Raw genomic sequence first — 16033 nt, 5'->3', positions numbered from 1 at the left:
TTCTCTTGTATCTTTAGAGCCTTTTTTCTATAGCATGAAAATAATTGAATGATAAATTTACTATTGATAAAAGAGTCTGTATAAGCCTTGTTTTGTTTTTATCTATATGATTTATATCGGTTTATGTAAACTATATGCTTTGTGTTACCTATCGAGTTTGCAATGAGAAATGGATCACACAAGAGTTAGTGTGATACAAATTTCCAGTTAAAGCCTCTTTTCTGCACTACTTATTCCATTGATAAAATCCGACAATATTCCCAAGCGCAATAGCGGACAAAAATAACAGGGGATTGGATATGATAACCACCTTAATCAACGAGAAACTGATAAATCTCGACCTACAAGCGACCACCAAAGATCAAGTTTTTGCTGAGATGGCAGAGATGCTGACTCAACAAGGTAAAGTGGCAGATAAAGAACAATTTATTGCTGATATCTATGCTCGCGAAGAGTTAGGTAATACCGGTTTTGAAGAAGGGGTTGCACTGCCTCACGCAAAAAGTGCCGCGGTAGCATCGCCAGCGGTTGCCATTGGTGTGAGTCGCCAAGGTATTGAGTATGGTGCAGAAGACGGTTTGCCATCAAAACTGTTTTTCATGATCGCCTCTCCTGATGGCGGCGCAAATCACCACATTGAAGTATTAGCAGAGCTTTCTTCTAAATTGATTGAAGACGGTTTTATTGATGCTTTCTTAGCGGCAAAAACACCTGAAGAAGCACTAAATCTTCTATTAGCCGATAAAAAAGAAGTGGTTGCCGTTGAGCAAAATAAAGGCTTAATCATTGGTGTGACAGGTTGTCCTGCTGGTGTTGCTCACACTTATTTGGCGGCTGAAGCGCTGGAAAAAGCAGGTGCTGAGTTAGGCTACGAAGTAAAAGTGGAAACTAACGGTTCAATCGGGGTGAAAAACTCACCAACAGCCGAAGAAATTGCCCGTGCAGAAGCGATTGTTGTTAGCTGTGATAAACAAGTTGATATGGCTCGTTTTGCAGGTAAAAAGCTGATTAAGACTGGTGTTAAAGCGCCAATCAAAGATGGTAAAGGTGTTATTCAACAGGCATTAGTTGCGAAGCCGTTTGAAGCTGACGGTGATGACACATCAGATTCAAGCGAGAGCAAAGTTGCACAAACACGCTCAAATCTTTATCGTTACTTGATGAATGGCGTATCTCATATGATCCCATTTGTGGTAACCGGTGGTCTGTTGATCGCGCTTTCTCTGGCTATTGGTGGTCAACCAACCGATGCCGGTATGCAGATCCCAGCAGGTAGCATGTGGCAGAAAGTACTGGATGTAGGTGTGGTTGCCTTCCAGTTGATGATTCCAATTCTGGCAGGTTATATCGCATTTGCTATTGGTGATCGTCCTGCGTTAGCTCCTGGTTTTATCGGTGGTTGGATTGCAAACACAGGTTCATTTTACGATGCTAGCGCTGGTACGGGCTTTATCGGTGCTATTGTTGCTGGTCTGCTGGTCGGTTACTTTGTTCGCTGGGTCGCAACGCGTAATTATCACAAAATGGTACAGCCACTAGTGCCGATTTTGATTGCCCCAATTACGGGTACTCTGTTTATTGCTGGTCTATTTATCTTTGTTATTGGTGCACCAATTGCGAGCTTGATGGATAACATGAACGCAATGCTAACTGAGATGAGTACAGGTAACGTTGTGCTACTGGGTATTGTTCTTGGTGGTATGGCTGGCTTTGATATGGGTGGTCCATTTAACAAGGTCGCGTTCCTATTCTCTGTTGGTATGATTGCAAGTGGTCAAACGCAATTTATGGGTGCAATGGCATGTGCAATTCCAGTTGCTCCTTTGGGTATGGGTATCGCAACCGTTATTGGTCGTAAGCTAAATATCTTTGAAGATTCTGAAATTGAAGCGGGTAAAGCAGCTGGTGCTATGGGTCTTGTTGGTATCTCTGAAGGTGCTATCCCATTTGCCGCGCAAGATCCTCTATCTGTTATTCCTGCGAACGTTATCGGTAGTATGGTTGCTGCGGTTATGGCATTCTCATTCGGTATCACCAACAGCGTAGCACACGGTGGTCCAGTGGTTGCTCTATTAGGTGCGATGAACAAACCTGTTCTTGCTCTAATCTGTATGGCAACAGGCGCAGTTGTAACAGCATTGGTTGCAGTCTCTCTTAAGAAATACCGTAAAGCAAAAGCTGAGCGTGAGTTAGCTGCTGCATAATGATTTAATGGGGAAGAGAAGGGAAAGAGCAGGAAAAAAGGGATTTTGGGAGGAGCAGGGGAAAGATAGGCAGTTACACAGATTTATTTACAGGGTCTATTTACAGGATCCATTAAGCTGCTACTCTCTTCCTTCTCTTCCTTCTCTTCCTTCTCTTCCTTCTCTTCCTTCTTTTCCTGCTCCTCCCCAAAACCCCCTTGCCTTTTCCCCTTCATCTTTGCACTATAGATAAAGACCAAATCAAAAATGCAGAAAGCAGACGACAATTACAGGGGAAGTCATGGCAGGCAATACAATTGGACAAGTTTTTCGAGTCACCACCTTCGGTGAAAGTCATGGAGTTGCACTTGGATGTATCATCGATGGCTGCCCTCCAGGCTTAGAACTCACCGAATCTGATATGCAGCATGACCTAGATCGTCGTCGTCCAGGAACATCAAAATATACCACCCAGCGTCGTGAAGCTGATGAAGTTAAAATTCTCTCAGGTGTGTTTGAGGGCAAAACCACTGGAACTTCAATCGGTTTATTGATCGAAAATACCGACCAGCGTTCTAAAGACTATTCAAATATTCAAGACCTATTTCGACCCGGCCATGCCGATTACACCTATCATCAAAAGTATGGCATTCGCGATTATCGTGGTGGCGGTCGTTCTTCTGCGCGTGAAACGGCAATGCGTGTTGCAGCAGGAGCAGTAGCAAAGAAATACTTAAAACAGGTTCATGGTGTTGAAGTGCGTGCTTATCTCTCACAAATGGGGGATGTCTCAATTGATAAAGTTGATTGGCAGCAAATCGAGCAAAATGCTTTTTTCTGTCCCGATGTCGATAAAGTAGACGCTTTTGATGAGCTGATCCGCCAATTGAAAAAAGAAGGCGATTCCATTGGGGCCAAACTTACTGTAGTGGCAAAAAATGTACCTGTGGGATTAGGCGAGCCTGTTTTTGATCGTTTAGATGCAGATATTGCTCACTCATTAATGAGCATCAACGCAGTAAAAGGGGTTGAAATTGGTGATGGTTTTGATGTGGTTGAACAGCGTGGTAGTGAACACCGCGATGAGATGACACCTCAAGGGTTTAAGACCAATCATGCAGGCGGTATTTTAGGGGGAATTTCTTCCGGACAAGATATTGTGGCGCACATTGCTCTTAAACCGACTTCAAGCATCACCGTACCGGGTGAGACTATCACGAAACAAGGCGAAAGCGCTGAGGTGGTCACCAAAGGTCGTCATGATCCTTGTGTAGGTATTCGAGCAGTACCGATTGCCGAGGCGATGTTAGCCATTACTTTGATGGATCATCTACTGCGTCATCGAGCACAGAACTTTGGAGTAGTGACGGAGACGCCGAAGATTAACTAGATTTCGAGTTTTCGGGTGGACGAGTTTCGAGAAAAAGCGAGCTGGTGGAAATAGTGCGTTGACATAAAATGAATATGTTCAAGAATTTCGCTACTCGCTACTCGCTACTCGCTACTCGCTACTCGCTACTCGCTACTCGCTACTCGCTACTCGCTACTCGCTCACTCTCATCCTCAAAACTAAATACAGGAAGAGACCAACTATACTGAACCGCAGCCATACGCATGGTGAAACCGACAACCAAGGTAACGATGATCGTTAAATCTTGATCAATACCGAAGTGCAGCATTGCCCAATAGATAACGCCAGCAATAAGAGAAACCGAAGCGTAAAGCTCTTTGTGAAGCACCATTGGTTGGCGACGACAAATCAAATCACGCAGCATTCCGCCAAAAACACCAGTTACAACCGCTGCGACCACACAAATAATCGCAGGCAATCCCATATTCATCGCTACACGGCAACCAATGATACTAAACACTATCAAACCGATAGCATCTAAAATAATAAACAGTTTATGAAAACGAACGACCCATTTTGCCATTACGGTTGTTAATAAACCCGCCAAACAGGTGATGACTAAATACTGAGGATGTGCAACCCAACCTAAAGGGTAGTGGCCAAGTAAAATATCACGCACAGAGCCACCGCCAATCGCTGTAGCACTGGCCACTAACATAACACCAAACCAGTCCATGTTACGCTTACCCGCAGCAATAGCACCTGTCATGGCTTCTGCTGTAATACCGATGATGTACAAAATTGATAAAAGCATGAGTTGAATTAACACCAAGGTTAGTTTTAAGTCCTGCTTTTATTCTATTTGTGAAGAAAATCGACATCTAATGAAATAGTTAGGCTTTATGCATGAATTTGATTCATGGGTGATAAAGAGCAAGGGAAAAGCGGTTTTTAGGGAAAATAAGGGGGATAAAGTTAGACCAGATATTAGTTTTAGGCAAAATCTTGAGAAGACGAGAAGACGAGAAGACGAGAAGACGAGAAGACGAGAAGACGAGAAGACGAGAAGACGAGAAGACGGGATGGTTAGAAGGGGAAAAGCGGTTTTTAGGAAAATAAGGGGAAAGCCAGACCATATATTTGCTTTAGGTAAAATCTTGGGAAGACGGGAAGAGGCTCTTGACGTATTTTTGACATCCATAGCATATAGTTACCTGTTGATGTATCGATAGATAAGTAAAATGTCTGTATAATCCATCGATTAAACGAATAAAAAGACATAAGTAAAGTTGTAAAATGCAGCACGATTACCATGATTTGATTAGACTTTTTAATCAAACCTTTTTAGACAGTCTCAACACTGAATTACTACTTGGGGGTGATGAACCTATCTACCTTCCAGCTAACGAAGAGCGAGAACATCACCAAATTATTTTTGCTCGTGGCTATTTTGCATCAGCAATGCATGAACTAGCGCATTGGTGTATTGCAGGCCCTGAGCGACGCTTACTTGAAGATTACGGTTATTGGTATGAACCGGATGGGCGTACTGAGCAGATTCAAGCGGAATTTGAAAAAGTAGAAGTTAAACCCCAGGCAGTCGAGTGGATTCTATCAGCAAGTTGCGGTTTTCCCTTTCAAGTAAGCTGCGACAACTTAAGCGGAAGTTTTGAGCCCGATAGAGTAGCATTCACCCTAAAAGTGCGTGAACAAGTGGATGCTTACTTACAGCATGGCATGCCAGAGCGCGCTAAAATACTATCAGACACCTTTCGAGAGTTTTACAACGTTGCACCTCTGACGTTGGTAGATTTTCCAGAGCCAAAGCGCCAAGAAGCGTATGCATAGATAAGTTTAGGAAAAAGAATTAATGACTATTCAAGAGTTTGAAGAAAAGTTGTTACAATATATTGATGATTCTATCGATACCGCAACTGATGATGAGTTGTTTGCTGGTGGCTATCTTCGTGGACATATATCGCTTGCAGCGGCTGAGTGTGAAGCCTCTGGAATTGATGATATTGAGGTGATGAAAGCTAAAATTATTGCTGATATAGATAAAGCGAGAAGTGAGTTGTCACCTCAGGATTTTATTCTGGTCAGTAATTATATTGAGAAAATTTTAGTACATTATCAATATTAATGTTTTTCATGAGCTAAACATTGATAATGTGATACTGATACTATTAAGACAAACTAAAGATCAATAATATAACAGATACCCCTTAAAAATCTTATCAGTTATTAAAATATCAAGGTTTACTGTAAATCGGTTATAGAATATATAAGGAAAAATTAAATGCAGGATAAGGTTGTTTACGTTTCAGGAACATTTGATTTGTTCCACAGTAACCATCTGAAAATGATTAATTATGCTCGGGGATTAGGTTCTACATTAATTGTCGGTGTAAGTACTGATGAGTTAGTCTGTAGTTATAAAAAACCACCAACAATACCTTTTGAAGAACGTATTGCTATTGTCGAAGGTTTAAAAGCTCCTGATGTCGTAATTCCTCAGCATACACTGGATCATAATTCTACAGTCGAAAATTTAAATATAGATATTTTTGTGATTGGGGATGATTGGGTTGGAAAGTATGACTATCTGAGAGAAAAAGGAGTAAAAGTATTTTACTTCCCTTATGGTAAAGGCGTAAGTTCAACTAACCTTAAACAAAAAATATATAAACAATATGCTGAAATCGTAAAAGATACAGATGAGCATCCAATTCCAGAACCAAAGGATCATTTGGCATAATGCAAAAAATTCTTATTACTGGTGGAAATGGTGATATTGCCAAAGGGTTAGTGGAAGCTTTAAGTGGAACATTTCAAGTTGAAGCGCCCTTAAGAGATGAGCTTGATGTTAGTTCGATAGCTAGCGTTGATAAATATTTCTCTGATAAAACATTTGATATTGTGGTGAATAGCGCTGGAACGTTATATTCATCTACAATTATTGATTCTGATCCTGAATGCTGGATTAGAGATATAAATGTAAATTTAATCGGTACATATTTAGTGTCTAAAGCGGCCTTAGGAAAAAATAAGAAAACGTTAATTATTAATATCTCGTCTACTGCCGCATTTAATGCATATAATGATTGGACATCTTACTGTGCATCAAAAGCTGGTGTATTAAAAATTTCGCAGGGATTAGAAAAAGATAATTATAATGTAATTACGCTTTGTCCTGGTGCAATAGATACAAAATTGCGAGATGGTTTAAACATAGTAAATAATAACGTAATGACTTTGGACGAAGGTTTATCACCAATACTTAAAGCTATTAACTCTGAATATAATAATGGTGATATTGTTTTTTATAGAAAAAATATGATTGAGATAAACCCTAATTATAGTCAGCTGTGATTTTTAAGGATGAGCCACAGTTCAAATAAACTGTAGCTCATCAGACAGTTATTTTAATAAGTTTTTAATATACTCGAAATGCTCATGACAATTTCCAGAGTATTTTACATTAAATAATTCTGCTAGTTCTCTCTTCTGAATACCATAATTTTGGTCATCATTATTTTCTAAGGCTTGAATAAAAGCTTCAAAGCTAAGCGCTTTGGGTCCTGGAGTTAGCTCTTCATATGGCATTGAAAAACCAGTTAATTTTGTATAGTTTTCAATATCATATGGTATGAAAATAAAGTTTGTTTTAGGATTCGATAAACCATCTAAATATAAACTGGAGTAATCAGTTATAATGGTATCCATATCTAATATATAAGGGGTAAAATCCGAAATAACTTTAGAACTCAGATTTTTCACTCTAGAGTGGTCACATAAGCCATCTGGCATGATAGCAGGATAAAATGGGTGCTCTCGTAAAATTAAAACGGTATTACTTTCATCTAGATATTGGTGAAGTTTTTGTACATCAAAATCTGAAAAAGGAAAGAATTTTGTTGTAGAGTCATATCGCCAAGTTGGAGAATATAAAACATATTTTTCTATATCTAAGTCATGGTCAAAGAATGATGAGATAGGTTTATGACTAGATGATTGTGATATCGAATCATTTCTTGGTTGACCTAAAGGTAGATATTCTGCTTTTAAACCGCCAAACATTTTCTCCATCTTGTTCTGGAATTCTCTAGAATAACAAGTGACATGTGTAAAACAACGAATATTTTTATAGCGATTAATATAGCGAGGGATTGATATTTTTGGTTCATTTAAACCTATGTTCTTTAAAGGAACACCATGTCCAAAGTGATAAACAATTCTATCTGGATGTTTAAAACAAAAGTAAACAGGTAGATCTAGTGTAGAGCAGAGCCATGTTTTTGCTTTACTGATAATTTTAATGTCGTGACTTAAATAATTAGTAATGAATTTTCCAGGATATTTTTTATTTAATTCATTTCTCGTTTTATCATTATTAACAATAAAATAAACATTAAAGCCATGCTGTTCATTTTCTAGATATTCAAAGAAGTATTTAGAGTTAAAATTGAAGTTTTTGTTTATCGTTGAATTGATAATGATTGTATTTGGGTCTAATTGATCACGTTTAACTAGTAAACTAGATATGCAACCATTAAAAATGTTTTTCTTTTTTATTTTTAAGGTAATAGCCGATAATTTATTTATCAGTTTTGGTATCATCTTTGAGTTTAATAAATAAAGAAAAGATTTTGATATATTAAATAAAGATTTTGTTTTTAATTGAGAAAAATAGTTTTTTCGTTGGGTTTTATTATTTGATTTTAAGCTGTATAAATATAAAATGAGTAACCAGGTAGATTGTTCAGATGGTGACATTTTACTTTTGTGATTGTTAAATGCCTCATCTATAACATCAGTCATCATTTTAAATTTTTCTTTTACAGATTTATCTGATGCCTTACTCATGTTATCATCACCTGTCAAGTTATATGAATAACCAGGCTTGTGAATATAAGAAATCTTGTCTACATGAGAGAAATAATATCGCCAAAAGTTTATAGCATCTCCCCATCTTATTTTTTCTTGCATTCCTCCAACTTGCTGATAAATTCGTTTATTTAAACACATTGGTGGGAATGCCGCATAATTTAAAGGAGATTCAAGCATGTGTTTTTGTATATTAATACTAGAGCTAAAATTAGCTTTTTCAATGGATGGCCCAACCCCAGATCTTATCATTTCAGCTTGACTATAACCTACAAACTGAGAGCCAGTAGCAATTTCTTTATAGCAATCAGTTAACACAGAATCACTATAAAAGGTATCATCACTATCTAAAAATATAATGTATTCGCCTGTGGCTAACTCAACACCTTTATTTTTTGCTCCTGCACAACCTTTATTTTCTTGAGTGTAAATAATAACTTGATCTTTATATGGCGCTAAAGCATCTTCATAATTATCTGTTGAACCGTCATTTACAATAATAATTTCTTTATTGTTATAATCTTGTTTTAAAGCACTTTCTATAGCTTTATCAACAATATTAGCTCGATTGTATAGTGTAATAATAATTGATATTTTCATAGTTTACTATTGGTTCTCTTTTATGATTTCTTGAGCTCGATCAATACGATAATAATCTTTATTTAAATATGATGGAAGCTCTGTTACTATCGTTTGATAAGGAATGAAAACAATTTTATTAGGTTCAAATCTTAAGGTGTTATATAAGTTAATTAAAGAAAATAATATGCATATACTAACACCTAATTGTTTTGATAATCGTGTATTTAAAAACTCATAGATAAATAAAGGATAATAACATGATGCTATTATCATAAAATAAAATTTGAGCCGCGTGTAAATAACTTGGATATCGATAAATAGAACATAAACAGCAAAGTAGCTTAATAACATTAATATGATTAGATTTATATTTTTAGCTTCTTTATATGTTAAGTTATTTCTAATGTATACGTAATGAAATAATAAAATTAAAAAGAAAACTTTTTCAATAAAGCCAAAGCCTATAGCTCGAGACGTTCCAAATCGAGGACTATTAATATAGAGTTCAAATTTTTCATTTAAGTTATTTGGTATAATTGAATGAAATGTATGAAAAAATATTTCGAAGACAGATATATTAATAATCGCGATAAAGATTATACTTGAAATAAATAATAAAAAAGTTTTTCTATTAACCTTAAATATTTGGCTAATGAAAATTAATGGAATAAATAAAATAGAGCTGAAGTGGAATAGTATTGATAGAAACAGATAAGAATATGTTTTGTAGTTGCTTTTATTATTAAAGTTATTATCAATAGCCAATAATAAAAAACCAGCAGCAATTCCTTGCCTTAGTATCGATAAATTTATGAATAGATAACATAAACTATAAAATAATAATATTGCTGAGTTTTTATATTTAATATTTCTATTGGTAAAGTAATATAAACAACTTATTACGAATAAATTACAAATGAAAATAAGACTTTGAAAACCGAGTCCTAATGACTTTATAATAGATATTAATAATTTAAAGCCGAAATCAAAATATACGGATGGTGAGAATCCATTCGTTAAAAATACATGTATAGTATCGACACGTTCAAAATAGTAGCGATATGTTGCGAAATCCCAACCTGTATCGTATCGTAAACTACCAAATAAAAATAGAATAAAGAAAGATATTATAAAAGATAATGAGCTATAACGCTGATCTTTTAAATTATCAGTAAATGAGAAGATGGCTAGAATGCCAAAAATTACATAGTAAATCATGACATGATACGAATAATATTTATTAAAAGGAGAATAAATGACAAGTAAATAGTATCTTTAGTGTTTAGAGATAAAGATACTATTTTAGCTAATGTTAATTTGTTATTTTTCGCTTCCATCTTTAGCATATTTAATAGAAGTTTAAATTGATTTTCTTTAATCAATTTTATAGACATTGTTTTTAAGTACGTTTTTACATATACAAATAGTGCATCACTAATATTGTATTCAGTTTTAAGTATTTGATAAATAGATTCAGCAGACTGTTTTCTATTTGTTATCGATTCTGTAGTTGTTTTATGGCTGAGTGAATCTGGGGTTATTCGATAGAGAAATTTTGATGTATTATCAACAATCTGTATATCATCATGATTTAATTTACTTAAACAAATAATATTAAAAAGGAAGTCTTCTCCAATTCTTAATTTAGTATCAAATCTAATATTATGCTCATCTAAAAAAGATTTTTTATAGAGCTTTCCCCATATATATACTGCAATTTTATTTTTATAAAAGTTAGAGTCAAACTTATTATTTTCAATCCAAGGTGATATATATTCAGAAGAATACATATTATATATATTCTTCGCACAAATTAATGATTTTGAATAACTTTCTTCGTATAAACAAGAATAAAAATCACACTCAACAATATCATCAGCATCCAGAAATGAAATATATTCTCCTGTTGCTATTTCAATCCCGTTATTACGAGCATTACTAACGCCATTATTTTTTATATTTCTAATAATCAGATTACAATAATTTTTCTTTAATTCTGTTAATATGCTATTGGTTGAATCAGTTGAACCGTCATTAATAACTATAACCTCTAAATTGTCATAATATTGATTAGTTAATGATTCAATTGTTTCTTTTATATGTTTTTCAGCGTTATACGCAGCAATAATAACTGATATTTTAGGATTCATATAATTTTTTCATTAAACCTGATTTATAGACAAAGAAGGTGAGTAGAGAAAAACTGATTAACTCTGTGATTAGAATGCTTAGTCCTGAACCGATTGCTCCATAGGAATGAGATAGTGGGATCACATAAATAAAGTGGCATATACAAGTTATTATAGGTACTGTTAAGTAATAACGCTTATATTCCCATGATAATAATAGATAATTTGATAGTAATACACTTAAAGGAACTAGAATTACCATAGGACTCATTATTTTTAGTAATAGAATAGATTGTTTGAATTCTAAACCTAAATAATGATTAACGATAAAGGAAGATGTAATATAAATGATTAGTGAGAAAATTATACCAATACTTGTTTGTATATATAGTACTTTTTTTATAAACTGAAGAGCACTAGTTTCTGACTCTATTCTAAGCTTATTAACTCTTGGATAAATCACATTAGAAAGAATTAAAAACATAGATATAAAAGCTCCTCTTATTTTATCTGTGGCAGTATACTGACCAACCTCAAAAGCCGTACTCATGATACCTAAAATTATAGGAGTACTCATAGTATAAAGACTGACACTAATCGTACCTAAGAATATAGGTGAGGCATGCTTTAGTTGATAAAAAATATCTGTGATTTTAATTTTAACAAATTGTATGTTTTCTTTATGGGCAATGAATAATAGTATTAAAGCACTCATAAAGAAGGTTGAAGCTTGAATTATAGCTAATATATCTAGATCAAACTTTGTCTTAACAAATAAGAATATTAATGGAACTGATGTTAATTTAATTACTATGTTGACATATGAATAGATGCGAACCTTTTCGATCCCCTGATATAACCATATAGTCGATATTACTGACGAAAATAATTGTATTATCAATATGGAAAGCAGAGCTTTCAAGTCATAAAACTTTTCAAAGAAAAGTGGAATTGCCATTATAACAATACTAATTGGTATAAATAGTATCAATTTTGTAATTATCGTTGTTGTATAAGTTTTATTGATCTCTTCTTTGTTTGAAGCTTTTGCTATTTTTCCTGATGAATATAAATTAAAGCCAAAATCTATAAACAAACAGCCATAAAGGATAATAGATAAGGCTAGGTTAAATTTACCATATTCTATTGGTCCTAGCACCCTAACGAGATAGGGCACTAAGATGATAGGTACAAGGTAATTAACACCCTGCGAAAAGAATAGCATGATTATATTTTTTAACATATTCATATTTTAGCTAGTCTTTTTTACTAAATATTTCAATCACTAAAGCAATCACAATTCCTATACAAGCAAATAAAAGAGAAAAGACTAGAATAAATGTCTTTTTGCTTGGTGCTATTTTATTAGGGTTTTTGTGTTCGGTTTGAATATAGCTAAAAAATGCATTATTTTCTAAGTTTGATAGCTTAACATTATTTAAATAATTTAGTTGTGAGCTTAATAATGTAATCTTATCATTAAATATAGCTAAATCCTTAAGAGAACTTATTACATTCTTCTCTGCACGTAGTGCTTTTGCGCCCAATGCAATATTGAATGAAGAACCTTTTTCAAAATAATTATTTAAAGGTGATTCAATCCCTGATTCTTCAGCAATATTAAGGGCTAGTTGAGCTTTTTGTTCTTTTAATTTTTTAATATCTAACGTATATGAAATATTATAATCAAGTTGTTTTTTTAGATTTAACAACTCTATTCTTTTGAATGTCTCTAATGATAATAATACATCTGAGTTATATTTATTTTTTGTGAATTTAATATAATTATTTAAAAGTTTAAAGCTATCATCTAGTGTATTAGCTTGAGCGATAACAATATATGAGCTTTTATTCAATATCAAAGATTCTTTTTTCACAATGATTTTTTCAGCCCATAAATCTAACGCTTTATCTTTCTGAATGTCTGTTTTTACACCATCTCTAATAAAGTAACTTTTAATTATATTACTTTGTTGTAAGAAATCAATTTTATTCGTTTTTGATGTAAGTATATTAATAAAAGAATTATAGTTTTTTTCTATATTTATAATTGATTTTAAGCTTTCAGATGGATTACTTCCAGTTGTTAGTTGATCAGCTGAACTTATAAATACTGCATAATCTGAATATTGAGGTTTAGTGATTTCAGCACTGCTTTCCCACCATTGAGCAGAATAGATGCTTACAATAAGCGCTAAGACTATACCAATAATAGTACTTATAATAATTATTAGTTTACGAGTCCATAACACTCTGAAAATATTGAGTAAATTTAATTGGTTATCCTGATAGATAGATTGTTCATCTGAACTCATATGTTAACAAAGCCTTTGATTTTAAATGATAAAATAGCCAAGCTACCGCCCTTAGGTGTCTAGCTCCTACAAGCGATAAATTCATGTTATTGATCTCTATTATGCCTGATACATTCAATTAATATCAAGATAAAACAACTTACTTTACCGCTTGTAACCGTATGTTTTTAAAGCTTTTCGGTCATTGTAATTTTCGTGTAAGAATTGCTGATGTTGACAGTGAACTGCTGTACAATGAGACAGATATTGATATAATAAAATCAATTTTTTAGTGATTTGATAGCTCTATCTGTTAAGTATAGTGTGGCTGTATTATGAATAATATTTCTGTCTTGATGTCTTTATATAAAGGCGAAAAAGCACATTTTTTTTTCGAAGCATTAAAGAGTATTGAGGTTCAAACTATACAGCCAGCAGAGATCATTGTGGTTCATGATGGCCCTTTAACGAAAGAACTGTATGACACTTTAGATATTTGGCGTGACAAGCTACCTATTAAAGAGGTTGTTTTAGCTGAAAATCAGGGGTTAGGAGTCGCTTTAAATAAAGGGCTTGATGCTTGTTCTTATGAGATCGTTGCACGAGTTGATACTGATGATATCAATTTGGATGAGCGCTTTGCTGTTCAATATCAATTTATGATGGAGAATCCAGACGTTGAGCTGTGTAGTGCTCATATTGCTGAGTTTGATAATGATATTTCTGTTATATCAGGGTTGAGAAAGGTACCTCTTTCCGATCAGATTGAGAAAGTTATTTACCGTCGAAATCCCATAAATCATATGGCTGTTATGTTTCGAAAATCGGCAGTTATCAAGGCTGGCGGTTACCAGCATATGCCTTATATGGAAGATTACTATCTTTGGGTAAGAATGCATGCTAAAGGTATGAATATTGCTAATATTGATGATGTCTTGGTTTATGCGCGTGTAGGGAATGGCATGTTAGAAAGGAGACAAGGCTACAAGTATTATCGTTCTGAGTTACGTTTCATGAAACAGCTTTTGAAATTACCAATTAAAGATAAATCTAAAATTGCGATGATTTTTTTAGCTCGAGCTCATATGAGGCTATTACCGACTAAAATTTTAGGTAATATTTATAAGTTAGTTCGACAGTAGTAGAATAAATATTAAAGAGAATAAAATGAATTCACTTAAAACTTTACTCAACAACTCATATGTATGTCATACGCTAGGTATTTTTTTTGTCGCTCTGCTGACCTACCTTTTTGCTGGTTATGGTTATAAAAGTATGCCGGATACGGTAGTTAACACATTATGGCTATCGGTGGCATGTTACCTAGCAATTGCTGCGGTATTACCTAAAATTACTTCATATCTTTTGGTTGAGCGTAAATACTATATTTTACCTGTAGTAGTAACGGTTTTTATCCTAACGATGGCTCTTGTTTTCATGACTCGTATTGATTATTCACGTAGTGCTCTGATCAATGCAAGCATAATTTCGTTTGTTTGGTTTTATGTTACTGCGCTTATTCGACAAGATAGCCAATGTTTAACATTATCAGCGTTACCTAATTTTGATGCTTCAGAGTTAAAACATAACCCCAAAATTAATCTTAATGAATTATCTCAACCATATAGTATTGCCAATGTTAAAGGCAGCTTGGTCGTTGATTTACATAAAAATCTGACAGCTGAATCTGAGAAGTTTATTGCAGACTGTAGTTTGGCAAATATTTCAGTTTTCCATGCTGATAGCATCAAAGAGATGTTAGAAGGTAAAGTACAAACGCGTCATTTATCTGAAAATGCTATTGGTACTCTATTACCAAATCCATTATATATGACCTTCAAGCGAATTTGGGAATCTTTAATTATTATCTTATCTTTCCCGATTACATTGCCTGTTATGGCGATTACTGCGTTATTGATTAAACTTGAAAATCCAGGTCCGGCAATGTTTATTCAAGAACGAGTTGGTCAAGGTGGTAAGGTTTTCCGTATCTACAAATTCCGTAGCATGACAGTTAAAGCTGCAGATGCTGAAGACAAATTTGCAACACAAGAGCAGGCTCGTGTTACAAAAGTGGGTAAGGTCATTCGTAAAGTTCGCATTGATGAATTACCTCAGTTTTTCAATGTGCTGAAAGGTGATATGTCATTAATTGGACCGCGACCAGAACAAGACAGTTTTGTAAAACAGTTTGAGCAAGAAATCCCATTTTATGGCTATCGTCATATGGTAAAACCAGGCATTACTGGCTGGGCCCAAGTTGTTCAAGGCTATACTGATGACACAGAGTCAACGACTGAAAAGCTTGCCTACGACTTGTACTATATTAAGAATTTATCTTTCTGGTTAGATATTAATATCGTATTTAAGACAATTCGCACCATGCTGACAGGTTTTGGTGCAAAATGATGTTTCTGCTGTAGCCATAAATAAAACCGCTGTCTTTGATAGCGGTTTTTTTGTGCCTAATAAACCTGTATCTATTACTTTCTATAAAGATCTTATTACACATATCTCATATCGTTCAGGTTACGATATTCGCTATGCAATTGATGCAACTAAGAATTAGGTGGGACCCATAAAGAAAGTTTCGAGAGTAGACTAAGG

Annotated in this window: 15 protein-coding genes; 9 read left to right on the top strand and 6 right to left on the bottom strand. The window is 34.3% G+C overall.

Translation table 11 applies throughout. The features are described 5' to 3' along the window. Positions 1–299: 299 nt before the first annotated feature. Both CTN07_RS14920 and aroC read left to right on the top strand, forming a co-directional pair. On the top strand, positions 300–2204 hold the full coding sequence (locus CTN07_RS14920) for a PTS fructose transporter subunit IIABC (protein WP_036763391.1): 1905 nt from the start codon (positions 300–302) through the stop codon (positions 2202–2204). A 280-nt stretch (positions 2205–2484) separates the two neighbouring features. Continuing rightward, the gene (gene aroC / locus CTN07_RS14915; protein ID WP_005298155.1) at positions 2485–3573 is read left to right on the top strand and encodes a chorismate synthase; all 1089 of its coding nucleotides are present in this window, start codon (positions 2485–2487) and stop codon (positions 3571–3573) included. A 139-nt stretch (positions 3574–3712) separates the two neighbouring features. On the opposite strand, the gene CTN07_RS14910 is transcribed toward aroC, so the two are convergent. Next, complete coding sequence (locus CTN07_RS14910; RefSeq protein ID WP_005298157.1) at positions 3713–4348, bottom strand: trimeric intracellular cation channel family protein; 636 nt, start codon at positions 4346–4348, stop codon at positions 3713–3715. An 88-nt stretch (positions 4349–4436) separates the two neighbouring features. On the opposite strand from CTN07_RS14910, the gene CTN07_RS22810 reads away from it, so the two are divergent. The 5 genes from CTN07_RS22810 (at position 4437) to CTN07_RS14885 (ending at position 6906) form a co-directional block, all read left to right on the top strand. After that, the gene (locus CTN07_RS22810; RefSeq protein ID WP_036763394.1) at positions 4437–4766 is read left to right on the top strand and encodes a hypothetical protein; all 330 of its coding nucleotides are present in this window, start codon (positions 4437–4439) and stop codon (positions 4764–4766) included. Between the two features lie 64 nt (positions 4767–4830). Beyond that, positions 4831–5382, top strand: coding sequence for an elongation factor P hydroxylase (locus CTN07_RS14900; protein WP_036763396.1), 552 nt, complete (start codon positions 4831–4833; stop codon positions 5380–5382). Between the two features lie 22 nt (positions 5383–5404). Then, positions 5405–5677, top strand: a complete 273-nt coding sequence (locus CTN07_RS14895; protein ID WP_036763399.1) for a YfcL family protein — start codon at positions 5405–5407, stop codon at positions 5675–5677. Positions 5678–5833: 156 nt separating this feature from the next. Further along, the gene (locus CTN07_RS14890; RefSeq protein WP_036763401.1) at positions 5834–6292 is read left to right on the top strand and encodes an FAD synthase family protein; all 459 of its coding nucleotides are present in this window, start codon (positions 5834–5836) and stop codon (positions 6290–6292) included. After that, on the top strand, positions 6292–6906 hold the full coding sequence (locus CTN07_RS14885) for an SDR family oxidoreductase (protein ID WP_005298158.1): 615 nt from the start codon (positions 6292–6294) through the stop codon (positions 6904–6906). The genes CTN07_RS14890 and CTN07_RS14885 overlap by 1 nt, the downstream gene beginning before the upstream one ends. A 48-nt stretch (positions 6907–6954) precedes the next feature. On the opposite strand, the gene CTN07_RS14880 is transcribed toward CTN07_RS14885, so the two are convergent. The 5 genes from CTN07_RS14880 to CTN07_RS14860 are packed head-to-tail and all read right to left on the bottom strand — an operon-like array spanning position 6955 to position 13447. Continuing rightward, the gene (locus CTN07_RS14880) at positions 6955–9021 is read right to left on the bottom strand and encodes a bifunctional glycosyltransferase/CDP-glycerol:glycerophosphate glycerophosphotransferase (protein ID WP_005298159.1); all 2067 of its coding nucleotides are present in this window, start codon (positions 9019–9021) and stop codon (positions 6955–6957) included. Positions 9022–9027: 6 nt separating this feature from the next. Then, positions 9028–10221: an EpsG family protein gene (locus tag CTN07_RS23330; RefSeq protein ID WP_005298160.1), complete on the bottom strand. Its 1194-nt coding sequence runs from the start codon at positions 10219–10221 to the stop codon at positions 9028–9030. Further along, positions 10218–11153 carry a glycosyltransferase family 2 protein gene (locus CTN07_RS14870; protein ID WP_005298161.1) on the bottom strand — a complete coding sequence of 312 codons (936 nt, stop codon included), beginning with the start codon at positions 11151–11153 and terminating at the stop codon, positions 10218–10220. Before CTN07_RS14870 ends, CTN07_RS23330 begins: the two co-directional genes overlap by 4 nt. Beyond that, a complete protein-coding gene (locus CTN07_RS14865; protein WP_005298163.1) occupies positions 11143–12381 on the bottom strand; it encodes an oligosaccharide flippase family protein in 1239 nt (412 codons plus the stop codon). The genes CTN07_RS14870 and CTN07_RS14865 overlap by 11 nt, the downstream gene beginning before the upstream one ends. Positions 12382–12388: 7 nt before the next feature. After that, positions 12389–13447 (bottom strand): Wzz/FepE/Etk N-terminal domain-containing protein, encoded by a 1059-nt coding sequence (locus tag CTN07_RS14860; protein WP_005298165.1) that lies wholly within the window; start codon positions 13445–13447, stop codon positions 12389–12391. Positions 13448–13761: 314 nt separating this feature from the next. Between CTN07_RS14860 and CTN07_RS14855 the strand changes: the two genes are divergently transcribed. Beyond that, positions 13762–14568, top strand: a complete 807-nt coding sequence (locus tag CTN07_RS14855) for a glycosyltransferase (RefSeq protein ID WP_005298167.1) — start codon at positions 13762–13764, stop codon at positions 14566–14568. 25 nt (positions 14569–14593) lie between these two features. After that, the gene (locus CTN07_RS14850; protein ID WP_005298169.1) at positions 14594–15835 is read left to right on the top strand and encodes an exopolysaccharide biosynthesis polyprenyl glycosylphosphotransferase; all 1242 of its coding nucleotides are present in this window, start codon (positions 14594–14596) and stop codon (positions 15833–15835) included. Positions 15836–16033 lie beyond the last annotated feature (198 nt).

This window comes from Photobacterium damselae, from assembly GCF_003026815.1.
GTDB lineage: Bacteria > Pseudomonadota > Gammaproteobacteria > Enterobacterales > Vibrionaceae > Photobacterium > Photobacterium damselae.
This window is presented reverse-complemented; position numbering and strand designations above follow the sequence as displayed.